This is a genomic window from Elizabethkingia bruuniana (assembly GCF_002024805.1).
Lineage (GTDB): Bacteria > Bacteroidota > Bacteroidia > Flavobacteriales > Weeksellaceae > Elizabethkingia > Elizabethkingia bruuniana.
Map to the genome: position 1 here is coordinate 1,066,377 of NZ_CP014337.1, position 24,938 is coordinate 1,091,314.

Annotated in this window: 18 protein-coding genes; 5 read left to right on the top strand and 13 right to left on the bottom strand. The window is 36.5% G+C overall.

Features of this window, described 5'->3' with window-relative positions:
* Positions 1-27: 27 nt before the first annotated feature.
* Positions 28-606, bottom strand: coding sequence for a phosphatase PAP2 family protein (locus AYC65_RS05085; protein ID WP_234300245.1), 579 nt, complete (start codon positions 604-606; stop codon positions 28-30).
* A gap of 221 nt (positions 607-827) precedes the next feature.
* Between AYC65_RS05085 and gcvP the strand changes: the two genes are divergently transcribed.
* The 3 genes from gcvP to AYC65_RS05100 all read left to right on the top strand — a co-directional run bounded on the left by gcvP (position 828) and on the right by AYC65_RS05100 (position 10,105).
* A complete protein-coding gene (gene gcvP / locus AYC65_RS05090; protein WP_034870265.1) occupies positions 828-3,686 on the top strand; it encodes an aminomethyl-transferring glycine dehydrogenase in 2,859 nt (952 codons plus the stop codon).
* A 483-nt stretch (positions 3,687-4,169) separates the two neighbouring features.
* Positions 4,170-8,666, top strand: coding sequence for a glutamate synthase large subunit (gene gltB, locus AYC65_RS05095; RefSeq protein ID WP_034870386.1), 4,497 nt, complete (start codon positions 4,170-4,172; stop codon positions 8,664-8,666).
* Positions 8,667-8,671: 5 nt separating this feature from the next.
* Positions 8,672-10,105, top strand: a complete 1,434-nt coding sequence (locus tag AYC65_RS05100) for a glutamate synthase subunit beta (protein ID WP_034870267.1) — start codon at positions 8,672-8,674, stop codon at positions 10,103-10,105.
* Positions 10,106-10,198: 93 nt separating this feature from the next.
* Here the strand turns inward: AYC65_RS05100 and AYC65_RS05105 are convergent, their stop codons facing one another.
* Positions 10,199-11,128, bottom strand: a complete 930-nt coding sequence (locus tag AYC65_RS05105) for a TIGR01777 family oxidoreductase (protein ID WP_034870269.1) — start codon at positions 11,126-11,128, stop codon at positions 10,199-10,201.
* A gap of 349 nt (positions 11,129-11,477) precedes the next feature.
* On the opposite strand from AYC65_RS05105, the gene dgt reads away from it, so the two are divergent.
* Together dgt and AYC65_RS05115 are read left to right on the top strand one after the other, a co-directional pair.
* The gene (gene dgt / locus AYC65_RS05110; RefSeq protein ID WP_034870273.1) at positions 11,478-12,842 is read left to right on the top strand and encodes a dGTP triphosphohydrolase; all 1,365 of its coding nucleotides are present in this window, start codon (positions 11,478-11,480) and stop codon (positions 12,840-12,842) included.
* 152 nt (positions 12,843-12,994) lie between these two features.
* Positions 12,995-13,903 (top strand): DUF6268 family outer membrane beta-barrel protein, encoded by a 909-nt coding sequence (locus AYC65_RS05115; RefSeq protein WP_052114716.1) that lies wholly within the window; start codon positions 12,995-12,997, stop codon positions 13,901-13,903.
* A gap of 8 nt (positions 13,904-13,911) precedes the next feature.
* Here AYC65_RS05115 and AYC65_RS05120 read toward each other — a convergent pair whose 3' ends face one another.
* The 11 genes from AYC65_RS05120 to AYC65_RS05170 form a co-directional block, all read right to left on the bottom strand.
* The gene (locus AYC65_RS05120) at positions 13,912-14,652 is read right to left on the bottom strand and encodes a LytR/AlgR family response regulator transcription factor (protein WP_034870278.1); all 741 of its coding nucleotides are present in this window, start codon (positions 14,650-14,652) and stop codon (positions 13,912-13,914) included.
* Positions 14,642-15,499 carry a sensor histidine kinase gene (locus tag AYC65_RS05125; protein ID WP_234300246.1) on the bottom strand — a complete coding sequence of 286 codons (858 nt, stop codon included), beginning with the start codon at positions 15,497-15,499 and terminating at the stop codon, positions 14,642-14,644. Before AYC65_RS05125 ends, AYC65_RS05120 begins: the two co-directional genes overlap by 11 nt.
* Positions 15,500-15,781: 282 nt before the next feature.
* Positions 15,782-16,378 carry a porin family protein gene (locus tag AYC65_RS05130; protein ID WP_034870283.1) on the bottom strand — a complete coding sequence of 199 codons (597 nt, stop codon included), beginning with the start codon at positions 16,376-16,378 and terminating at the stop codon, positions 15,782-15,784.
* Positions 16,379-16,503: 125 nt separating this feature from the next.
* The gene (locus tag AYC65_RS05135; protein ID WP_034870285.1) at positions 16,504-17,556 is read right to left on the bottom strand and encodes a phosphotransferase enzyme family protein; all 1,053 of its coding nucleotides are present in this window, start codon (positions 17,554-17,556) and stop codon (positions 16,504-16,506) included.
* A gap of 3 nt (positions 17,557-17,559) precedes the next feature.
* Positions 17,560-18,480, bottom strand: a complete 921-nt coding sequence (locus tag AYC65_RS05140) for a nucleotidyltransferase family protein (RefSeq protein ID WP_034870287.1) — start codon at positions 18,478-18,480, stop codon at positions 17,560-17,562.
* Entirely contained in the window at positions 18,467-19,855 is a 1,389-nt protein-coding gene (locus tag AYC65_RS05145; protein ID WP_034870289.1) for a Gfo/Idh/MocA family protein, read from the bottom strand. The genes AYC65_RS05140 and AYC65_RS05145 overlap by 14 nt, the downstream gene beginning before the upstream one ends.
* Positions 19,856-19,956: 101 nt before the next feature.
* A complete protein-coding gene (rplT, locus tag AYC65_RS05150; RefSeq protein ID WP_009085968.1) occupies positions 19,957-20,301 on the bottom strand; it encodes a 50S ribosomal protein L20 in 345 nt (114 codons plus the stop codon).
* A 122-nt stretch (positions 20,302-20,423) separates the two neighbouring features.
* Positions 20,424-20,621, bottom strand: coding sequence for a 50S ribosomal protein L35 (rpmI, locus tag AYC65_RS05155; protein ID WP_009085970.1), 198 nt, complete (start codon positions 20,619-20,621; stop codon positions 20,424-20,426).
* Between the two features lie 103 nt (positions 20,622-20,724).
* Positions 20,725-21,249: a translation initiation factor IF-3 gene (gene infC / locus AYC65_RS05160; protein WP_009085972.1), complete on the bottom strand. Its 525-nt coding sequence runs from the start codon at positions 21,247-21,249 to the stop codon at positions 20,725-20,727.
* Between the two features lie 37 nt (positions 21,250-21,286).
* Positions 21,287-23,218 (bottom strand): threonine--tRNA ligase, encoded by a 1,932-nt coding sequence (thrS, locus tag AYC65_RS05165; protein ID WP_034870291.1) that lies wholly within the window; start codon positions 23,216-23,218, stop codon positions 21,287-21,289.
* Positions 23,219-23,264: 46 nt separating this feature from the next.
* A complete protein-coding gene (locus tag AYC65_RS05170; RefSeq protein WP_034870293.1) occupies positions 23,265-24,809 on the bottom strand; it encodes a hypothetical protein in 1,545 nt (514 codons plus the stop codon).
* Between the last annotated feature and the right edge of the window lie 129 nt (positions 24,810-24,938).

The following is a 24,938-nucleotide window of genomic DNA, read 5'->3' on the forward strand; positions in this document are numbered from 1 at the left end:
AAAAATTATTTTACCCAAAAGTAGGGATTAATTCCAATAAACAAAAGCTATGGAAAAGATTATTCCGATAACAGCACCTGAAAATACCTCGCTCAGCGTATGTCTTTTCAGGATAAGGCGCGTGATAGCAATGACTACAGTAAGTCCGCCCCAGATAAATCCTAAAGTTGGTGAAAGCTGGTAAAAAAGTGCCGCGACAAAGAAATTAAGAGCCGTATGCATAGAACTTTTAATCCAGAAGTTACTCAGCATCATTACACATAAGAGTCCTGTAAGGAAATAAAAAGCTGCAGGTATAGTTTTGCCTGTAATAAGGTTTACTATAATAAATAACAGTAATAAAGCGATGATATAGTAGTATAGACTATTTCTTTGTTTTCTGTTGGAAACATCCATATTCGTAAACTTTCCTTTCTTTACATTATAATAAATATATCCTAATATAGGAACTGCAAAGATGAGGACAGCTTTCCCTATAAATAACCATGCTTCTCCGTTTTCCATGGTATTGAATGCGTAATATAAAAGAAAGAATAAAAACGAAAATACAGGGTTAAACAAGTTGGAAATAAAAGAAGAAAGTTTTTCGACCATAGAGTTTTTCATAGACTGTATAAAAAGCAAATGTAATCTTTAATTACGAAATGATAATAATGAAGCATAAAAAGTGGTGAAAGCTTCTAGTGGGCTGGCGCTATAAACCTGATAAATATCACTAATTGTACTGTAAAAACGGGAATGCATAAGCTGAATTTTATGCATTGAATATCCTTTAAAAATTTGTAAATTTACACTCCAAAATTTCTGAAAAATCTAATAAAAGTTATATGAACACACAACAGTTTGTCAATCGCCATATTAGCATGAGCGAAAAAGACAAATCCGAAATGTTACAAAAAATTGGTGTAGGGAGTGTTGAAGAACTAATTTCACAAACAATTCCGCAACAGATTCGTTTAAACAAAGATCTGGATATTTCTCCGGCACTTTCAGAATACGAAATGTTGCAGCATTCCAAGGCTCTGGCGAGCCAGAATGCACAATTCGATAACTATATCGGTTATGGATACCATGATACTATTTTACCACCGGCTATTCAGAGAAATATTTTTGAAAATCCAGGCTGGTATACAGCATATACGCCTTACCAGGCTGAGATAGCGCAAGGACGTCTTGAGGCGCTTCTTAACTATCAGACTGTAATGGCTGAACTAACAGGACTGCCATTGTCCAATGCATCTTTGTTAGATGAAAGTACAGCTGCAGCAGAAGCAATGCACATGTTCTTTGCAAACAGAACAAAAGAACAGAAGAAAGGAGGTGTAAATAAATTCTTCGTTTCGGATCTTGTAATGCCACAAACTATTGCGGTTCTTACAACTAAAGCTTCAGGATTAGATATTGAAATCGTGATAGGAAATCACGAGACAATGCAATTAGATAATACATTCTATGGTGCATTACTTCAGTATCCTGGTAAAAATGGTGTAGTTGTAGATTATACAGATCTTATTTCTACATACAAAACTCTTGCTATACAGGTTGCTGTTGCTTGTGATCCGCTAGCTTTGGTTAAATTAAAATCCCCAGCTGAAATGGGTGCAGATTGTGCTGTTGGTACATCTCAGCGTTTCGGTGTTCCTATGGGATACGGAGGTCCTCATGCAGCTTTCTTTACTTGTAAAGAAGATTATAAGAGAGATATTCCGGGAAGAATTATTGGTGTTTCTCAGGATATGTATGGTAAGCCTGCATTAAGAATGGCTTTACAAACAAGGGAGCAGCATATTAAGCGTGAAAGAGCTACATCTAACATTTGTACAGCGCAGGTTTTACTAGCTGTAATGGCAGGTATGTATGCTGTTTACCACGGACCAAAAGGATTAGAGTTTATAGCTAATCAGGTACACTACAAAGCGAATACTTTACGTGGAGCTTTAGAGAAATTAGGATATGAGGTTGTAAAACATCCTATTTTTGATACGGTTAAATTCAAATTATCTGAAGAGGATAAACATAAATTAAAAACTCAGTTGGAAGAAGCAGGAATTAACCTGAACTACTTTACACCTGAGTTTGTAAGTGCTTCACTAAACGAAACATCTACTTTGGTTAAGTTACAATCATTAGTAGATGAATTAGCTAAATTCAAAGGTGTTGAGACATTTGTAATTGAAATCAAAGAAGAATGTTCTATTCCTGAGAACTTGGTAAGAAGACATGAAGTGCTTAAAGATGAGGTTTTCAACAGCTATCATACAGAAACAGCATTAATGCGTTATATCAAAAAATTAGAAAGAAAAGACCTTTCTTTAACGCATTCTATGATTTCTTTAGGATCTTGTACAATGAAGTTGAATGCAGCAGCAGAGATGCTTCCGCTTTCATGGAGCGAGTGGGGATCTGTCCATCCATTTGTACCAAAAGGACAAGCTTTAGGTTATCAGCAGCTAATTGAAGAGTTAGAAAGAGATCTTGCTGAGATTACAGGATTCGCAGCTACTTCACTTCAGCCAAATTCAGGAGCTCAGGGTGAGTATGCAGGATTAATGGTTATCCGCGAATACCATAGATCCAGAGGAGATTTCCACAGAAATGTAGTTGTGATTCCTCAGTCTGCTCATGGTACTAACCCTGCATCTGCAGCTATGGCAGGTATGAAGGTTGTAGTAGTGAAGAACCTTGAAAACGGAGAAATTGATTTCGAAGATCTAAAACTAAAAGTAGAGCAGAATAAAGAGAATTTATCTGCAATTATGATTACATATCCGTCTACTTATGGATTCTTTGATGTAAATGTAAAAGAGATTACACAACTTATCCATGATAATGGAGGTCAGGTATATATGGATGGTGCAAACATGAATGCTCAGGTAGGATTTACAAGTCCGGGAAACATTGGCGCAGACGTTTGTCACCTGAACTTACATAAAACTTTTGCTATTCCTCACGGGGGTGGAGGTCCTGGTGTTGGTCCAATCTGTGTGGCTGAACACTTAGTGCCGTTCCTTCCTTCTAATCCTAATATTAAAACAGGAGGAGAGAAAGCAATTGATGCGATTTCTGCAGCACCTTATGGTTCTTCTCTAATTTTGAATATATCTTATGCATATATCAAAATGTTAGGAGCTCATGGGCTAAGAAAAGCCACAGAACATGCAATTCTTAATGCAAACTACCTTAAAAATATTTTAAAGGAGCATTATCCAATCCTTTACAGCAATCAGAACGACAGAGTAGCTCACGAATGTATCGTAGATTTCAGACAATTCAAATCTTTAGGGATTGAAGTTGCTGATATTGCGAAACGTCTTATGGATTACGGATTCCATGCACCTACAGTTTCATTCCCGGTAGCAGGTACTCTAATGATAGAGCCTACTGAAAGTGAAAGTAAAGCTGAAATCGATCGTTTTGCAGAAGCATTAATCTCTATCAGAAAAGAGATCGATGAAATTGCTGAGGGAGTTGCAGATGCAGAAAATAATGTGCTGAAAAATGCACCACACACAATGGAGCTTGTTATTTCTGATGCATGGGACAAGCCATATGCAAGAGAAAAAGCGGCATATCCATTAGAATGGGTGAGAGATAATAAATTCTTTGCTACAGTTTCCAGAATTGATGAAGCTTATGGTGACAGAAATTTAATTTGTACTTGTACACCAATCGAAGCTTATATGTAATTTATACATAAAAATAATGAAGCCCCAAACTTAGTTTGGGGCTTTTTTATTTGTATTTATATCTTAAAGCAGTGAAAATATCTTTATCTTTATAATTTATAATCATTCTAAAAACTTTATATTTTTAATGTTTTACATATATTTTACTTATAAAAAATAAATAAAATTATTTACAGTACGTGAAAATAATTTTAAGACAAATTTGAATATATGCTTTGTAGTTGATTGTTTTGTAATTCTATTTTAAAGAAATTTTAAGCATTTTAAAATCTATATTTGCTGATTATCAGATGTTTATAGTTTTTATTGTATGACAATTAAATATTGAAATCATTATAATAAAATAGATTTATATTACATTTTTAATAAAATTGATTTAATTGAATAAAATCAATACTTATTAGGTGTTAAAATTATTCAATGTTCACGTAAAACTTATTTTATCAATATAATTCGTAATTTCGTGTCTGAAAACTGATGACTATGAAGAACTATGGATTGTACAGACCTGAATTTGAATTTGACTCTTGTGGTGTTGGCTTTGTAGCTAATATTAAAGGAGTTAAAAGCCATAAAGTTGTTGCAGATGCAATAACAATGCTGGAGAATATGGAGCACAGAGGGGCTACCGGTTACGAAAGTAATACCGGGGACGGAGCAGGTGTACAAATCCAGATTCCACATGAACTGCTGGAAGAAGAAGCTTCTACTTACGGAATAGATTTGCCCCGGCTGGGAGACTATGGAGTAGGAATGTTCTTCTTTCCTAAAAATGTGGCACTTATCGATGAATGTAAAAATATTATTCAGCATGCCGCAGACAGACTAGAACTAAATATTTTAGGGTATAGACCTGTCCCTGTAAACAATATTGAGCTTGGTGAACTTGCGAAGGAAGTGGAACCTGTAATGGAAATGATCTTCATCGAAAAGCCTTTTGGAATCGATTATGAAAATAGTTTTGAAAGAAAGCTCTTCGTTTTCCGTAATTATATTAGCAATCAGATAAATAATGTTCTGCAAAATGATCCTATTGGTTTTTATGTAGCTTCACTTTCATGTAGAAAGCTTGTTTACAAAGGTCAATTGAGAAGTATACAGATCAGACACTATTTCAGAGATTTAACCAACCCCAAACTTACTTCTGCTTTTGGTATGGTGCATTCCCGTTTTGCAACCAATACTTCGCCCACATGGAGCCTTGCACAGCCTTTTAGATATTTGGCACATAATGGAGAGATTAACACAGTACAGGGGAATCTTAACTGGTTAAAATCGTCCCAGAAAACATTTACAAGCCCTTATTTTACTGCTCAGGAAATAGATATGCTTTTGCCATTAGTTACTCCTGATCAGTCGGATTCAGCATATCTGGATAATATGGTAGAAATGTTGGTACATGCAGGCCGATCTTTACCACATGTTATGATGATGCTTATTCCTGAAGCATGGGATGGTAATGAGATCATGGAAGATTACAAAAAACATTTCTATGAATTCCATGCCTGCGTAATGGAGCCGTGGGATGGACCAGCTTCTATCTCATTTACGGATGGTAAAATTATCGGAGCTACTCTGGACAGAAATGGACTGCGCCCTTCAAGATTTTGTGTTACTTCCGATGATATGGTTGTTATGGCATCGGAGTCTGGCGCATTGCCTGTGGATCCTGCTAAAATTATAAAAAGTGGGCGTCTTCAGCCCGGAAAAATGTTTCTGGTAGATCTTGCCAAAGGTAAAATTATCAGTGACGAAGAACTTAAAAAAGAAATCTGCACTTCTCAGCCTTACAAAGAATGGCTGGATAGCCAGAAAATACGTTTAGAAGAACTGCCGGCGCCGAGAATACGTTTTACTATGCTACAGGCGGATGACATTTTTAAATATCAGCAAGCATTTGGTTATACACGTGAAGATGTAGATCAGGTTATTAAACCTATGGCACTTACCGGAAAAGAACCTATTGGCTCTATGGGATTCGATGCTCCACTGGCTGTGCTTAGCGAAAAACCACAACACTTAAGCTCATATTTCAAACAGTTATTTGCTCAGGTAACCAATCCGCCGATCGATCCTATCCGGGAGCGAATGGTGATGTCTCTTGCTACAATTATTGGAGGAAATGGAAATGTTCTTTCTGAAGATAAAAACTTTGCACATTCTATAACGCTTAAACAGCCTATTCTTAATAATGAGCAGTTGGAAAAGCTTAGGAGTATAGACACCGGGAATTTTCAGGCGAAAACAATTCATACTTATTTCAAAGCTGACGGAAACCCGGGTAGCTTGAAGCGAGGGATAGACCGCATCTGCAGATATGCTATGGATGCAGTGGAAGATGGTTTTGATGTTCTGATTCTTTCAGACAGAGCTATAGATTCCGACCATGTTGCAATCCCTACATTGCTGGCTTGTTCTGCCGTACATCATCATCTGGTAAGAAAAGGAGCCCGACGAAAAATAGGTATAGTAATAGAAGCCGGAGATATATGGGAAGTACATCATTTTGCAGCCTTATTAGGTTTCGGTGCTACGGCAATTAATCCATATCTGGCTTTAGCTTCCATCAGGCAGTTACATTTAGCCGGAGAGATTGATGGTGATCTGGAACAATTAAAAAAGAATTATTTAAAATCTGTCGGAGACGGGCTGTTAAAGATCTTTTCTAAAATGGGAATTTCAACTTTACAGTCATATCAGGGATCCCAGATATTTGAAATTGTCGGCATCAATAAAATGGTTGTGAATAGCTGTTTTACGGGAGCTATATCAAGAATTGAGGGGATTGGATTTGATGAGATTGCCAAAGAAGCACTCATTAAACATAACAATGCTTTCCGTCCGGTAATGAAGCAGGAAGTACTGCAGGAAGGTGGCGTTTACCAATGGAAAAAAACAGGAGAATACCACCAATATAATCCGAATACGGTTCATTTATTACAACAAGCTACATGGAAAAATGATTATGAAATTTTCAAAAAATATTCCAGAGCTGTCAATATAGGAAATGATGCGCCAGTAAGCTTAAGAGCATTATTGGAACTAAAAAATGACCGCGAAGCAATAGCTATTGAAGAAGTAGAGCCTATAGAAAACATACTAAAACGTTTTGCTACAGGAGCGATGTCCTTTGGTTCTATTTCCTGGGAAGCCCATACAACTTTGGCAATTGCAATGAATCGCATCGGAGCAAAAAGCAATACCGGAGAGGGAGGAGAAGATGAACAACGTTACGATTTGTTACAAAATGGTGATAGTATGCGTTCCGCTATTAAGCAGGTTGCTTCAGGGCGGTTCGGTGTAACGAGTAGATATCTTGCAGAAGCAGAAGAAATCCAGATAAAAATGGCACAGGGTGCTAAACCTGGAGAAGGAGGACAGTTACCTGGCGATAAAGTAGACAGCTGGATTGGAAAAACCCGTCATGCTACTCCGGGAGTAGGCTTAATTTCTCCGCCGCCACACCACGATATTTATTCAATAGAAGACTTGGCACAGCTGATCTTTGATCTGAAGAATGCAAACAGACATGCACGAATTAGTGTTAAACTTGTTTCAAAAGCAGGAGTCGGAACTATTGCGTCTGGTGTAGCGAAAGCGAAAGCAGACCATATTTTAATATCAGGTTATGATGGTGGTACCGGTGCATCTCCGGTGAGTTCTGTAAGGCATGCCGGATTACCATGGGAACTTGGACTGGCAGAGACACATCAAACTTTAATTAAAAATAAACTAAGACAACGCGTAACGATTCAAACAGATGGTCAGATAAAGACAGGTAGAGATATTGTTATTGCTACATTACTGGGAGCTGAAGAATGGGGAATAGCAACATCTGCACTTATTGTACAGGGATGTATTCTGATGCGTAAATGTCATCTAAACACGTGTCCTGTAGGTATTGCTACACAAAATCCTGATTTAAGAGCAAAATTCTCTGGTAGTGCGGATCATTTGGTTAACTATTTCAAATTTCTGGCTACGGAGGTAAGAGAGCTGATGGCAGCTTTAGGATTCAGAACAATAGATGAAATGGTAGGACAGTATCAGTGTCTTACCAAAAAAGAAAAATTAAAACACTGGAAGCATCAGAATATAAATCTTGATGATTTTCTGCAAAAAGTTGAAAATGATTTACCATTGGTGAAATCGGAAGATCAGGATAATGAATTGAATGATTCTATATCCTGGAAGATGCTTGAAGCAGCAGAGGAAGCGTTGCAGAATACATCTAATATCAGAGCCTTTTTTGAGGTTAAAAATACAGACAGGGCAATAGGTACTATATTGTCCCATGAAATTACCAAGAAGTATAAATCTGAAGGAATGAAGGAAGATTCGCTGGTATTCGACTTCAAGGGAACTGCAGGGCAAAGCTATGGGGCATTCTGTAATAAAGGACTTACGATGATTTTGGAAGGGGATGCCAATGACTATTTTGGTAAAGGTCTTTCTGGTGCCAAGCTGGCTATAAAATTACCTGAAGAATCTAAAATTAAAGCACATGAAAACAGTATTATTGGTAATGTAGCTTTATATGGAGCCACTAGCGGAAAAGCTTTTATTAACGGAATGGCTGGAGAACGTTTTTGTGTCCGCAATTCCGGAGCGACGGCTGTAGTAGAAGGAGTAGGCGATCACGGATGCGAATATATGACAGGAGGAACAGTTGTTATTTTAGGAGATGTCGGAAGGAATTTTGGAGCGGGGATGAGTGGAGGAATCGCGTATGTGTGGGATATTAATAAATCTCTGGATAAGAATTTTAACCCGGATATGGCAGATCTGGAGTCATTGGAGGAATCTGATGTTCAGTTAATCAGGCAATTAATAGAGGAACATGTTACCATTACAGGGAGTGAAATAGGTCAATATTTACTGAGTGATTTTGAACAAGCATTGGGGTACTTTGTAAAGGTATATCCGAGAGATTATAAAAAGGCTTTACTAAAGCAAAAAGAAAACAAAGAAACTAATTAGCAGCCATGGGAAAGACAGACGGATTTTTATTATATGAGAGAGAGCTACCGGTAAAAGAACTGGCGGAAAGCAGGGTGAAACACTATCAGGAATTCCAGCACTTACCATCGGCTGAATTATTAAATAACCAGGCAGCCCGTTGCATGAATTGTGGAATACCTTTTTGTCAGAGTGGTTGCCCGTTGGGGAATGTGATTCCGGAATTTAATGATGCCGTATACAATAATCAGTGGAAGAAGGCATATGATATACTTTCTACAACCAATAACTTTCCTGAATTTACCGGAAGAATTTGTCCGGCGCCTTGTGAAGGATCATGTGTACTTGGGATAAATGAATTACCGGTAACCATAGAAGAGATTGAAAAAAATATTATAGAAACAGCTTTCCGTGAAGGCTATGTAAAGCCTCAGATTGCAATTAGCAGAACAGGGAAAAAAGTAGCAGTAGTGGGATCAGGTCCCTCCGGGTTGGCTGCTGCAGATCAGTTAAATAAAATGGGGCATCTGGTAACTGTTTTCGAAAGAGATTCGGAAGCAGGAGGATTGTTGAGGTTTGGAATTCCGGATTTTAAACTGGATAAGAAGATTGTAGAAAGGCGGATTAGATTAATGGAGCAGGAAGGTATTGTTTTCAAAACCAATACTAATGTCGGGACAGATTATTCTGCAGAAGAACTTGACCGTAATTTTGATGCTGTTGTATTGGCATTAGGCAGTACAATTCCAAGAGATTTACCTATTCCGAACAGAGAAGCTAAGGGTATTTATTTTGCCATGGAATTCCTGAAGCAAAGTAATAAAAGAGTTAGTAATATAGGATTCCAGGAAGAGGAAATTAATGTTGAAGGAAAAAAGGTGTTGGTAATAGGTGGTGGAGATACAGGTTCGGACTGCATTGGTACCTCCAACAGACAAGGGGCGGAACAGATTCTGCAGATTGAGATTATGCCAATGCCACCGATGCAGAGAGATGAAACAATGCCATGGCCTATGTTCCCCATGGTTCTGAAAACAACAACTTCTCATGATGAAGGTTGTGAGAGGAAATGGATGATTAACTGTAAAGAGTTTCTGAAAGATGAACATGGGCATCTGAAAGGGGTCAGGGCTACAGAAGTAGAATGGGCGAAAGATCCGGTAACAAAACGTTATACATCTTTTGTAGAAAAGCCAGGGTCAGAGTTTATTATTGACTGTGATTATGCCTTTTTGGCAATGGGATTTTTACATGTACAGCATAAAGGATTGGTTGAGGCTCTAGATATTCAGTTAGATCCAAGGCTCAATCTGATTGGTAATGATACTGAATATAAAACGAATCAGGATAAAATTTTTACTTGTGGTGATGCCAGAAGAGGGCAATCTTTAGTGGTATGGGCAATTACCGAAGGACGAAAATGCGCAGAGAAGGTGAATATATATATGAAGGATGAATAAACTATTTTTCACACAAACGAGGCCGTATACCAGTGGTAATACGGCCTTTTTTATGCTTTTTCAGTCTTTTAATATTTGATTGTGATATATTTGCTATTTAGCTAGCAAGTCCTTTATACAGTCTCTGTTGAATATAGGAAACAAAAATTGGAATCCTGTATTGGTGAACTTAGCAGAATTTGTTGTAATACCTGTTAAAACTGTTCCTTCTGCCATTTCACCTTTCATAATCTTTAAAATAAATGCAGGGATTTTGAGAGGTATAAAAATGGTTCTGTATTTAGTTTTCGCAATCTTAATGATAGCCTGATGATATGAGATGGCGTGTGGTGCAGTAATGTTGTATATTCCTTCTACAGATTCGTTTTTTATGGAATGGAGATAAGCCCGTGTAATATCATCCAAATGCAACCAGCTCATTCTTTGTTTACCATTTCCGAGTATAGGAGCTATTCTAAAGCTTAAAGGCTTCAGAAACTCTTTTAATGCACCTTCTTGAGGAGACATGACAACACCGGTTCTCATAATCACTAACCTTTTCCCCATATCACCAACAGGTTTTATGCTTTCCTCCCATTTTTGGCAAACATCAGCAAGAAATCCCTTTCCTTTAGGAGTCGTTTCGTCAAAGGTCATACGGTTGTCATAATCGCCACCATAATAATTAATACCGGAAGCTGAAATTACAGCTTTAACTTTATTAGGGATTTCTCTAAGACTTTTACATAATAGCTCAGAACTCTTTATTCTGCTATTTTCTATTTCTTTCTTTCGGGAATTTGTCCATCTTTTCGCGCCAATATTTTCTCCAGCCAGATGTACAATATAATCAGCTTCTTCAATAGCTTTTTTATCAATTTCTCCTGTGGATGGGTTCCAGCCTGCAAATCGAATATGAGCACTCCCTTTGTTTTTGTCGGGGGTCCGGGAAAGAAGAATTACGTTATAATCTTCTTCCACGAGAAGCTTAGCGAGATGATTACCTATCAAACCGCTTCCGCCCGTAATTACTACAGTCTCCATTAAATTTCTTTTTTTATTCAGATTATATAACGGAATAAATCAAAAAATATTGAGTTATAACTCGTTACAGATAGTGAAGGTAATGAAAAAATAAATACATATTTGTTGCGAATATTAAATTTATTTAATGGTTTTTGTGAATGATTGTTAATGTTGTTTGGTATAATTTTTACTAAATATAATTAATGAAAGAATGCAAATTAGCTTTAGGGCCGTATTTTGTTTATTTTTTATTGAAATTAAGAGTTTATTAAATAAAAATATGGCGCCTATAAAAGATGATAAGAAGTAGAATTTTCCGGATTAAAAATTCTTTTTCTTTAAAATTAGATTTAATTTTGGTACCGCAATGAATTTGAATACGATTTTTACAACCAAGAGGGCAGGAGTACAGGAAAGCACAACGGCATCCAGAAGTGCTTATCAAAGAGATTTTGACAGAATTATTTTTTCATCGGCATTTAGAAGGCTTCAGAATAAGACGCAAGTTTTCCCGTTGCCTGGAAGTGTTTTTGTACATAACAGATTAACTCATTCTCTGGAAGTAGCTTCTGTAGGACGTTCTCTGGGGAGTATAATAGGAGAACATATTGCTGAAAATTTCGCAGCTGATCTGGAGGAAGAAAGTAGTCTGTTTTATCAATATAATCTTAATAATGTTATTGCCGCAGCTTGCCTTTGTCATGATATTGGCAATCCTGCATTTGGGCATTCAGGAGAGGATGCTATTGCAAGTTATTTTGAAAGAAATGAAAGTTCTCTGAAACCACATTTTTCTGAGAGAGAGTGGAATGACCTTATTAATTTTGAGGGAAATGCAAATGCGATAAGAGTTTTAACGCAACAGCAAATTGGAAAAAGTGAAGGCGGATTGATGCTGACAAATACAACATTAGCTTCTATCGCTAAATATCCATGTGAATCATCCGCCAAAGATTTCAGCAAAAAGGATCTTCAGCGCAAGAAATTTGGATTTTTCCAGAGTGAAGAAAAAACTTTTGAAGATATTGCTTCATCTGTTAATCTGATTCAGACTTCAGACTCTCCGGTTATCTATAAAAGACATCCGTTTGTATGGTTGGTAGAGGCTGCAGATGATATTTGCTATAATATCATCGATATGGAAGATGCGCACCGCTTAGGAATTGTGAAAACAGAACCTTGTGAAGAGCTTTTTACGACACTTATAGAATCTGTAAATGCAGATGACATACCAAGAGTCAGAAAAAACCTTGAACAGATCACCAATGAGAACGAAAGGATTTCTTATTTGCGAGCTAAAGTAATAAACTCTTTAATTTCAAAAACAAAAGAAATTTACATTAAGCATATCCCACAAATCCTGGATGGGAGTCTCAACAAATCGCTTTTAGGTATTTTTGGAGAGGAATGTGATGCTTTAGAAAAAATAGAGAAATATTCTATCGAAAATATCTACCGCCACCGGGCAGTTGTAGAAATTGAAAATGCGGGTTATAATGTAATGTACGAGTTACTCAATCACTTTATCCCCTCCATTCTTAAAGAAAAATCAGCCAGAAAGAATTATGATAAAATGGCCTTACAACTTCTACCGAAGCAATTTGTATATGAGGGCGTTTCCGATTATCAGAAAGTATTAGGTATTATAGACTATGTATCGGGTATGACAGACAATTACGCAACCGATATCTACAGAAAAATTAAAGGTATTGATATTGGAATGACAGTATAATTCTTAGATGAAATATTACAAAAAAGATCGGAGTACATTCTCTGATCTTTTTTGTCCGGTTATGTCTCCATTTCGTCATAACATAAATGCAACTAATCAAGTAATTTTTGTATCAGACTATCAAAGACCTCTCTTTGCAGAAAATTTAAGCTATGAGAAAAGGTCTTTTGATCACTTTTTATTGTATGACCCATTTTTTTTATTGGGCAAACGCACAATCCGGAATATCCGGAGAATTGAAAACGGAATACATACCTTATTCCAATTATATCCGTCCGGAGGACAGCACTAAAACTAATTCAAAAAGTAACTTTCGCCGAATACAAATGAATCTTAGTATTCCTTTGTCTGTAAAAAAAACAGAGGATGGAAAGGTAAAAGCATGGTCACTATTGGTAAGTGGCTCTTATGCTAAGCTGTCTCATAAAGACTATGCTACACAACTATTTCCGGATCAGATGCTGAACGCTCAGATTGGACTGCAGCATATAAGGCCATTAGGAGGGAAATGGAGCATGATGATTATGGGAACTGTTGGTGTCTATACTGATTTGGAAAACGTAGACAAGAGTGATATCCTAGGGCAGGGTGGCGTAGTATTTATAAAACAGTTTAACCCTAATTTGGCCTTTGGATTTGGACCGGGAATAACAACAGCTTTCGGTGTCCCGATGATTATGCCTTTTATTTATCTGGACTGGAAAACAGGTACTAAATTTAAGGTTAGTGTCAAATTCCCGGAAGAAGCTACTGTTGGCTATCAGTTCTCTGATATGTTTGCTTTAAAAGCTGTAGTGGGATTAGACGGTATGGTAGTAGAGAGAAAGAAGGAAGATAAATCAATACTATTAGGCTATCAACAGATAACAGCAGGATTAAGGCCCGAAGTAAAGATCGGAAAATCATTAAGCCTGCGTATTACCGGCGGGAGTGTGCTTGTAAGGTCTTTTAGTGAGAATGACCGTAGCCTGAAAAGTTTCTTTAAAGAGAAAAAGCAAAAAGATCCAAGTTTTACAAACTCGTTTTATGCAGCTGTAGCGTTGCGTTGGAATCTTCCATAGACAGTTTCTTATTTACTAATGAGCTTTTTATAGACAACCTGGTTAAGTAATTCTTCTTTACGGGTTCTGGATATAGGAAGCTCAATTTTATTAATATATAAGCGTCCTCCGGAAATCATTTCTATATGAGTAATATTAATTAAAAACGATTTATGAATTCTGAAAAAATGTTCTGCGGAAAGCGATTCTTCAATAGCTTTCATTGTCTGATGAATCACAATAGATTTCTCTTTAAAATGAAGCTTAGTATAGTTCTGCATACTCTCAATATATAGGATGTCTACCCAGGAAACTTTTATAAAAGTATCTCCTTGGCGTACATATAAAAAAGGATCTTCCAGCTGGACATTTTTTTTCATTTTCTCAGCCATAATAAATTGCTGTTGAGCTTTATTTACAGCCTGATAAAAACGATTAAAAGTTATAGGCTTCAGAAGATAATCGACTACTTGCAATCTATAGCCCTCCAGCGCATATTCTGAATACGCTGTTGTAAGAATACATAATGGTGGATTTTCCAATTGCTCTAAAAATTCAAGCCCCGTTAAATAAGGCATATTAATATCCAGAAAAATAAGGTCAATCTGGTTTTCCTGTATTTTAGTATTTGCTTCCAATGCTGTTGCACAGGTAGCAATAACTTCTAGAAAATCGATTTGATCTGCCATATCTTTAAGATGGAATCTCGCTAATGGTTCATCATCTATAATCAGGCATTTCATTTTGGGCAGAGTATAATTATTGGTCATTTTCGTTGGATAATTTTAGTTTTAAGGATACTTTATAGACGTTTCCTTCTGATTCAATTTTAAGGTCATGAGTACCCGGATACTGAAGTTTTAATCGCTTTTTTACATTTTGCAATCCAATTCCGTGAGCTCCGTCTTTCTTTCTGCTTACCACTAAATCCGAATAAGAATTTTCTACATAAAAGGAAAGCAAACCTTCTTTTTCTGTGCAGGAAATGTTTATATAGCCAGTCTGTCCCGGAAGTCGGCACACATACTTAAAAGCATTTTCTATAAACGGAACAAGAAGAAGTGGTACAATAAGTGCTTTTTTATTTTCAATCTGCCATTCTGCTTTTACATCCAATTCGTTTCCCCATCTTAGTTTCTCTACTTCCACTAAATCCTGTAGATACTGGATATCCCCGTCTAATACGACCAGATTTTGATTACAATGATAGAGTTGGTATCGAAGTATATCTGAAAATTTTAATAAAAGAAATGAGGCTAATTCAGTATTGCTTTTCATAAGAATATGAATATGGTTCAGAATGTTAAACATTACATGTGGATTGATCTGATCCTGTAATAACTTTAACTGATTTTCCAGATGTGCCTGTTGAAGAAGGATATGATCCCGTTCTATTTTTCCGTGTTCCTGATAAAATTTTATTCCACATGCTGTACCATTTATAAGAAAAGAGGCAGAAATAGACAAATAAAAACCTTTCCAGAGAAATGGAATTTGCTCTGAAAAATTTGGAGGTAAAGGAGTGCTTCTGTCAACACGAATGTAAGTGAAAATTAATGAAAACAGGATGCTGAGTGAAAAAATGATCAGGATGGACTGAATTAGAAACCATTTCATTCTTTTAGATCTTAAAGCTTTCGGTAGTAATTTGACGGTTAAAAGCTGAGTGAAAATAAAAGAACTGATTAAAATAGCACAGGTTTGAAAAAGAGCATTTAATTTTCCGTCGTCTGACTGGAAATTTAACCAGAGGAAAACACCAAAAGCAAGCCAGAATATTATGGTAAATATGTATTTTCTTACAGTAAAAATTTTTATCATAAATAATACAGAGTAGGTTTATAAAAAATTAGAAACTACAAATCCGTAGTTTCTAATTGGTAAAGATAATTTAAGTTTTTAGAATAAGAAGTAGCCAATGCCAAGTGAGAAACTATGAGGTTTGGATTTAAATTCTTTGCTAACATTGGAAAGACCGGTTTCGTATCTAAGATCTATTGTAAAGTTTTTATAATCCAGTCCGATACCCCCGGTAATTCCAATATTTGATCTATCAAATTTTTTAAAACTGTCCTGTAATGCTGCTGAAGCCGAAAGGTTATCACTAAATGCATAGCTATATACACCTCCTGCAAATACCCTTACATTATAGTCTTTATCATTAATAACTTTATAACCAATTACTACAGGAATATCAATTGAGTTCCATTTTAGCTTTTGAGAACCTTCACTACCAGTATCATAAGATGTTCTTTTTTGATTATATAAGGCTTCACCCTGTACATATAAACTTCCAAGATCAACCCGAGCCATAGCCCCCAAATGATATCCATAATCATATTTTCCGGTTAAACCTGATGATGTAGATACTTTAGTGAAGTTTCCTCCTCCTTTTGCTCCTAAATGAAAAATAGAAGGTTGTTGTTGTGCACTTACTTCTACAGAGCAGGTAATACATGCTAATAATACAGTGAGTCCTAAAATTCGTTGTTTCATTGTAAATGTTGTTTAAATCTGACTCAAAACAACGAAGAAAGCTATTGATACTAAACTTTATTTGATGAATGGTAAGAGAGAAAGGATAAATTGATGTTTTTGGCTGAAAATAAAAAAAAACCGGCTTAAGGTGCCGGTTCTATTTTTAATAATTCTTTTAATAAATTGATCTGATTTTTTGTCCTGTCCAGATTATGGTTAGGATATTTTGTTTTGTAGTAGGTATCTCCATTCAGGTAATCACCTAAAAAACGAATCACCTGTATAAATACAACCACCTGGCCCGCATAATCCAGATTATCTCTTTCTGCATTTGTCAGTGAACCTGATGTATGAGAAAGAAAACCTTCTTTTACAGCATCATAATATTCTCTGCTGAATACATTCTCAGGATTAGGATCATCCTCTTCTTTTAGGTTGGTATATGACCTTACCATATCACCAAAATCATAAAGAATAGTTGCTGGCATTAGTGTATCCAGATCTATTACACTGCGTCCCTTATGAGTATTACTATCGAAGAGTATATTACTGATTTTAGGATCTGCATGTACAATTCGCAATGGGAAACTTCCGTTTTTCTGATTCTGGATAAATAACTCCGGAAGATTCAGGTATTGATTGACAAAATTTATTTCTTCAGAAGCTTCATTCTTTCTTTCTTCAGAAGCTTTTTCCAAAGAAACTTTGTAATCATTAATTCTTTTTTCAAAGTCTATAAAACCCGGAATTGATGATTCAATCAAATTTGGATTGAGATCCAGAATTTTAGAATAAAAAACACTTAGTGTTTTCGCAGCTTCATAAGCTTGATCCCTGTCTTTTACTTTTGTAACACAATAAGTATTAGGAATAAACTTCGTCATTCTCCAGTAGTCCTCATTATCATCTATAGTCAGAAATTCGCCCTCCAGATTTGGAACAGTTTCAAGAATTTCATATTCATATCCGGCAGATTGAAGATGCTTGTTTACCACATCTATAGAATGCATAATTACTTCCGGTTTTCGAAAGATATGATGATTTATTTTCTGTAAAATATACTGTTGTGCATCGTTGTCATTAATATCTACACGCAATGTAGTATTAATATGTCCATCATTAATAGGAATGATGGACACTTTATTTTCATCTTTTATAGATATAAAAGACTGTAAAATCTTAATGTAGTTGTTCATAGTTTACCATAGCGAAGCCGGGTAGTAGCCGTTATCCACCATTTCCTGAACGGATTTGATAACGAAGTCTTTGTCTTCAGGATAGGTTACACCAAACCATTTGTCCTGTGAAGATTCAACAACAACTTTTAAACCTTCATTATGGATCATATCATCAATAACAAAAGGAATGAAAAGTTCTGCTTTCTCCGAGCTTAGGTTAGTTAAAAATTGATCGAATTCAGTTTCTAAAACCTGGAATACTGAAGTGTCCAGAATCCAGAAATTCATCGAAACCTGTGTGTCAGGAGCTAATTCTGTTTTGTTTCCGGCATCATCTGTATGGATGATTTTCCCGTTTTCTTCAGAAATATTGGTATGCTCTACTACTTTTTTCAGCAAACCACTTTCGATTGTACAAACACCACGAGACACACTTCCGTTATCACTTAGTGTTGCTGAAAGAGGGTAGGCTACCATTCCATACTGATGCTCATTAATTTGTCCTGAATTGATCAGCTGATAAGCTTTTTCAAAGGCTTTTCGGTTATAATAGTCATCAGCATTAATTACCACAAAAGGATTTTTAATAACATCCTTAGCAGTTAAAATAGCGTGACCTGTACCCCAAGGTTTAACTCTGTTTTCCAGTCTGTTTTTATGTTTTTCTGGTAAAAGAGAATCAAGAGCCTGTATCACAAAATCCAGCTTTATGCCAACCTTGTCAGCAATAGCTTGGAAATGATCTTTGGTTTCCTGATTAAAGTAATCGTTGATGATAAGCACAAGCTGATCAAAACCAGCATTCTTAGCGTCATAGATAGAATATTCCATCAGGCACTCACCTGAAGGCCCCATTGGATCTACTTGTTTTTTTCCTTTGTATCTGCTGCCCAGGCCACCTGCCAGAACAAGTAAAGTTGCATTAGTTTTAGTAGTCGTCATTTATTGCAAATGTATTTTTAGCATTCTTCCATTTACCGTTTGTAAAATCAGGAATTTCCTGAACGGCACCGTTTTCAGCGATAGACTTTTCACTAAGAGGAGTAATGGAATACCATGTAGCCAGATCATAGACATCTAACGGGAATGCTTCATTTCTTTTAATACATTCTACGAACGTATTATCTAAGAAGTAATCCATACCGCCATGACCCGCACCAACAGCTTTCTGCTCATGCTTCTTCCACATAGGGTGATCATATTCTTTAATCCATTTTTCAGAACTATCCCATCTGTGAGAATGGTTCATAATCTTCTCGAAGTAAATAAATCCTTGTGCTGCTTCTCCCCAGCCGAAATCTTCCCAAAGACCTTCTGTACCTTGAACTTTGAATCCTAAGTTATATGGTCTTTGTAAGCTGGTATCGTGTGTTAATACAATAGTTTCTCCGTTGTGACACTGGATCTGAGTGGTAACAATATCTCCTTGTTTCCATTCTACTTTTGCATTAGGATGGCTTTCTCCACCTTTATCCACGATGTATTTATGTAATCCTCTTGCTTTGGATGCAAAAGATGATAATCTTAGTAATCTGTTTCCACGGTTAATATCCATCATTGTATGCAATGGACCAACACCATGAGTAGGGTAAAGTTCCCCGTTTCTGTTTTTATAGTGGTTCGTTCTCCACTTGGCTTCACTAAATGCTTTTTCTCCGAATTCAACACCATCTCCGTTTTTACCATTGATGCCACTGTTGAATAAAACTGGTCTTAAATCGTGCTGGTAGCCTCCTGTTCCGTGAACAAGTTCTCCGAACATTCCTTTTCTTACCATATTCAGGATAGCCATTACATCGCGTCTGTAGCATACATTTTCTAATGCCATTAACGGAACTCCGGTTTGTTCAGATACTTTTACGTAATCCCAACATTCCTCCAGTGTTATAGCACCGGAAACTTCCATTCCGACAATTTTACCAGCTTTCATAGCTGCTACGCCATGTTCGTGGTGCCATTCCCATGGAGATGATACAAAAACAGCATCAATATTTTTATCTTTAAGCATGTTTTTGTAATCGTCATTACCATTTCCAAAAACTTTAGCAGGCTTCTTGCCATTCTTTTTCAGAATTTCCTGTGCACGTCCAACCATGTAAGGATCCGGATCTGCAAATGCTACAATCTCCACATCATCACGTCTTGCCATATTTTCTACGTGAGTTTGTCCACGTAAACCAACAGCGATAAAAGCTATTCTTACCTTTTTAGGGTTGAAATCGAAAATGTTGAATAAAGTGCTCGAGGGAATTAAGGCGCCCATTCCTGCCATAGAACTGGTCTTGATAAAATCTCTTCTGTTAAATGAGTTATTCATATTTATGAGTTATTAGTTCTTCTTAGTTTTTAAAGGCATAAATATATAAAAAAACTCCCAGAAAAACCGGGAGTTTCTATATTGATAACAGAAATTATTAATTATTTTACTTGATCTACAACAGCTTTGAAAGCTTCAGGGTGGTTCATTGCTAAGTCAGCAAGAACTTTTCTGTTAAGCTCGATGTTGTTTCTCTTAAGATCCCCCATAAATTTGGAGTAAGAAACACCGTGCTCTCTACATCCAGCGTTAATTCTGGTAATCCATAGGGAACGGAAATTTCTTTTCTTTTCTTTTCTACCACGGTAAGCATATTGCATTGCTTTTTCTACCGCGTTTTTAGCTACAGTCCAAACGTTCTTTCTTCTACCGAAAAAACCTTTAGCCTGCTTCATGATTTTTTTTCTGCGTGCTCTACTGGCAACCGCGTTTACTGATCTAGGCATAATTTTAATTGTTTTTTTGAAGAGGGCGGTAACATTATATTACTCTTAATGAGCTCCGCTTCAGGGTTAACTTGTTTTGAATTTGTTAGAATTCTTATAAACCGATATTAGATTTATAAAAACTACTTGATTGCTAATTGTCTAAGTACGCTTTTTGTATCCACTGCACTAACTAGACCTGTTTGCGTAAGATTTCTCTTTTGCTTAGTTTCTTTTTTAGTCAAGATGTGGCTTTTATAAGCGTGCTTTCTTTTGATCTTTCCAGAACCGGTAAGAACAAAACGCTTCTTAGCTCCTGATTTAGTTTTTAATTTAGGCATTGTTTTGCTTTTTTATATTTTGTTATCAATATCTTTTTATCAATGTAGCAATGTAATCATGATTATTAATACACTGTTATATTGCTATATTATTACATTGTACTTACTTTGCAGGTTTCTTTGGACTCATCATCATGATCATCCTTTTACCTTCAAGCTTAGGAAGCTGGTCTACCTTTCCAACATGCTCTAGTTCCTGAGCAAGTTTAAGAAGAAGGATTTCTCCTTGATCTTTGAAGATAATAGATCTCCCTTTGAAGAATACGTAAGTCTTAAGCTTAGCACCCTCTTCAAGGAATTTCTCAGCATGTTTCTTCTTGAATTCGTAATCGTGATCATCAGTTTGAGGGCCGAAACGAATCTCCTTTACAACAACTTTAACTTGCTTGGCCTTTAGTTCTTTTTGTTTTTTCTTTTGTTCATATAAGAATTTCTTATAGTCCAAAATACGACAAATATAAGGCTCTGCTTTATCAGAGATTGCCACAAGATCCAATTCCTGCTCTTCAGCCATTTTACGTGCAACAGCAGTTGGATATACTCCCGGCTCTACATTGTCACCCACCAAGCGGACTTCTCTCACTTTGATATTTTCGTTAATCATATGCGCATCTTCCTTTTTGCGCATCGGTGGTCTGTTGTTTGGTCTTCTTAGTGCTATGGTCTTATTTATTTAAATGGTTAGCTATTTCTTTCTTTACATGTAGTACGAAATCATCTACTGACATGACACCCAAATCTCCTTCGCCTCTTCTTCTTACAGAAACGCTTCCGTCTTGAGCCTCATTTTCGCCTACAACAAGCATATATGGGATTTTCTTAAGTTCTGCATCACGGATTTTCTTACCCGTTTTCTCATTCCTTTCGTCAATCAGACCGCAAATATCGTGAATTTCTAACAATTGCGAAACTTTTTTTGCATAATCTACATATTTTTCGCTGATTGGTAAAATGATAAATTGCTCAGGACTAAGCCATAACGGGAAATCTCCGGCTGTATTCTCTATAAGTATTGCAATGAATCTTTCCATAGACCCAAACGGAGCACGGTGAATCATTACCGGTCTGTGCTTATCATTATCAGAACCTGTATACCAAAGATCAAAACGCTCAGGTAAATTATAATCCACCTGAATGGTTCCAAGCTGCCAGCTTCTGCCTAATGCATCTTTCACCATAAAGTCTAGTTTTGGTCCATAGAATGCAGCTTCACCGTATTCTATAACTGTTTTTAATCCTTTCTGGTTTGCAGCATTGATGATGGCATGTTCTGCCTTTTCCCAGTTTTCTTCAGAACCAATATATTTCTCTCTGTTTTCTTTGTCTCTTAAAGAAATCTGAGCTGTAAAATCAGCAAATCCTAAAGAAGAGAAAACATAAAGTACTAAATCAATTACTTTTTCGAATTCTTCCAATAACTGATCCGGGGTACAGAATAGGTGAGCATCATCCTGAGTAAATCCTCTAACTCTGGTTAAGCCGTGAAGCTCTCCACTTTGCTCGTATCTGTAAACTGTACCAAACTCAGCATAACGCTTTGGAAGGTCTTTATAAGACCATTGCTGTGCTTTGTAGATCTCACAGTGGTGAGGGCAGTTCATTGGTTTTAATAAAAACTCTTCTCCTTCGTGTGGCGTTTTAATTGGCTGGAAACTATCTGCTCCGTATTTCTCCCAGTGACCAGAAGTTACATATAAATCTTTGTGACCAATATGCGGAGAGATAACGAATTCATATCCTTGCTTTTTCTGTGCAGCTGAAAGGAAGTTTTCTAGTTTCTTTCTAAGAGCAGCTCCTTTTGGTAACCATAATGGTAAACCTGCACCTACTTTTTCTGAGAAAGCGAAAATTCCTAATTCTTTACCTAATTTACGGTGGTCACGACGCTTCGCCTCCTCCAGACGCTCCAGATATTCTGTTAAATCTTTCTGCTTAGGGAAAGTAATTCCATATACACGAGTTAGCTGCTTGTTCTTTTCGTCACCACGCCAGTAAGCACCAGCAGCATTTAGAATTTTTGCTGCCTTTACAATTCCGGTTGCCGGGATGTGACCACCACGACATAAGTCGAAGAAATTGTCATGAGAGCAGAAAGTGATTTCGCCATCAGTTAAATTTTCGATTAGCTCGGTTTTGTAAGGGTTATCTTTATAAGTTTCTAATGCTTCAGCCTTGGAAACAGGATATAGATTGAAGGTTGAGTTCTTTTTTGCATTCTCCAGCATTTTCTTTTCGACTTTTTCGAAATCTTTCTCAGAGAATGTCTGGTCACCGAAATCTACATCGTAGTAGAAACCGTTTTCAATCGCAGGCCCAATAGTTAGCTTCGCATCCGGATAAAAATCCAGAATAGCCTGAGCTAAAAGGTGAGCAGAGGAATGCCAGAACGCTTTTTTACCCATATCATCGTTCCAGGTAAAAAGCTGAACCGTGGCATCTTCCGTTATTGGCGTGGTCACTTCTGTCTGTGTCCCGTTTACCAATGCCGAAATAGTGTTACGTGCCAATCCTTCACTAATGGATTGCGCGACCTGTAGCGGAGTTACCGCTGCCTCGAATTCTTTAATGCTTCCGTCCGGAAGTGTGATCTTTATCATAGTAAAAAAATGTACGCAAAATTACAAAAAAATGAGAAAAGATCAGCTACAGTTTTCTATTCTTTACTTTTTGTCTGATAATTTCTACAACATCTATGTGTGTAGCCTTAGCTTCAGCCCAGCTCTGAATGTCTATATATACTAAAGTTCGCTTATGGAAAGGGTTCTGGTTGTATATGTTAAGGGTGTTGTAAAACTCTGTGAAAATTTTCTCCTGTTCCGAAAAGAAAACCTCATTTAGCTTCTGGAAAAATTCACTTATACTAAAATGAATTTCACTTGCATTCTTCATTTTAGCAACAAAACGATGGGTTTGTTTCGCAAATTCATCGTAATCCTCATCCATTCCGGATTCGTATTTTGCCATCAGAATTAAAACTCTTGTATGAAATGCCAGGTCCTCCTGTATGCTGGAGCCTTTGGCCTGCAATATTCTTTGTCCGTATTCTATAGTCTCTTTATATTTTTTAGAACCAAAATATAGGGCTGCAATTTTCAGATATAGTATAAGAAGATGATGGTCATCTATTTTGTCCCGGAATTTCTCCATCTTCAGTTCGACTTCAGGAATAAGTTTGGTGCCAATGAAAAATTCCCCTTTTATAAAATGGATGTTCATCTGAGTATTATAAACATTCAGAAAAGTAAGAGACTGTAAATTTTCGTTAGTTGTAAAATGTCCTGAACTGGTTGTTTCTCGAAATCTTTCAAACCAGCCTTCCAATTTATTTACCTGGCCGTTTAGAAAGAGAATCTTCATTAGGTTAGTATTCCCTTTAATATACCATACCGGGTGATTACTAATCATTTCAGGATTTTCATAGAATAATTCTACCCATTTCTGAGAGTATTTGTAGGCATGTTTATAATCCTGAAGCAGAAGATGTTTCCATACATGGGCTTTATAAAACCACAGTTTTTCCCTGAAATTCAGTTTAGAAAAACTTATTTTCCGTATTTGCTCATTAAACTGATGAATAATACTTTCCTTATCTGTGTCATTCTGTGCATAACCGTTTTTAAGCATTTCACTGTACAGCTTCAGTGATAGATTGGAAAGTTCTGTGGAATAGGAATTCTGAATACTGAGTTCATGTGACTGGGTGATAAGCTCATCAGCGCGTCCTTCTATACTTCGGGTAATATATTGGGATTCTATAACTTTTTCCAGATCTATAATATCTATAGCCAATGTTTTTTCATCCAGATCAAAAGCTGTTTGTTTTGCTTTATCCAATATCTTCAATGCCTGGCGGTGAAGACCTTTCTGATACAGAATGGTGGCAAAGTCCAGTTGCTCCCGAAGTTGTATCCTGTTGTTCTGAAGACTCGGATTCATGCGCAGACTCACCAATATTTGTTTATACAAGTGTGCTTTAAGATTAGAAAGCTGCTGTTTGGTAGATATTTTTTTTGAAATGATAATGTCTTCATCATATTCTTTCATTCTCTCCATTTCAGAAAACAGGAGCAGAAATTTAGCATCTACATTTATTCCTAAACGGTTAACATAAAGCTTAAATTGTCTTTTTTCTGATGTAGAAAGTGACTTTATCAGTACGAAAAGAAAATCTTTTTGCAAATCTGCCATTGTAAAAAGTGAAAGTTTATTTAGTTGATAATCAGTTTTTTATAAAAAGTTTTCAATGAAATGGATATTGTAGTTTTTAGCGGATCTGAAAAACCGATAATAGTGAATTCATCTACTTTTGAGTCAAAA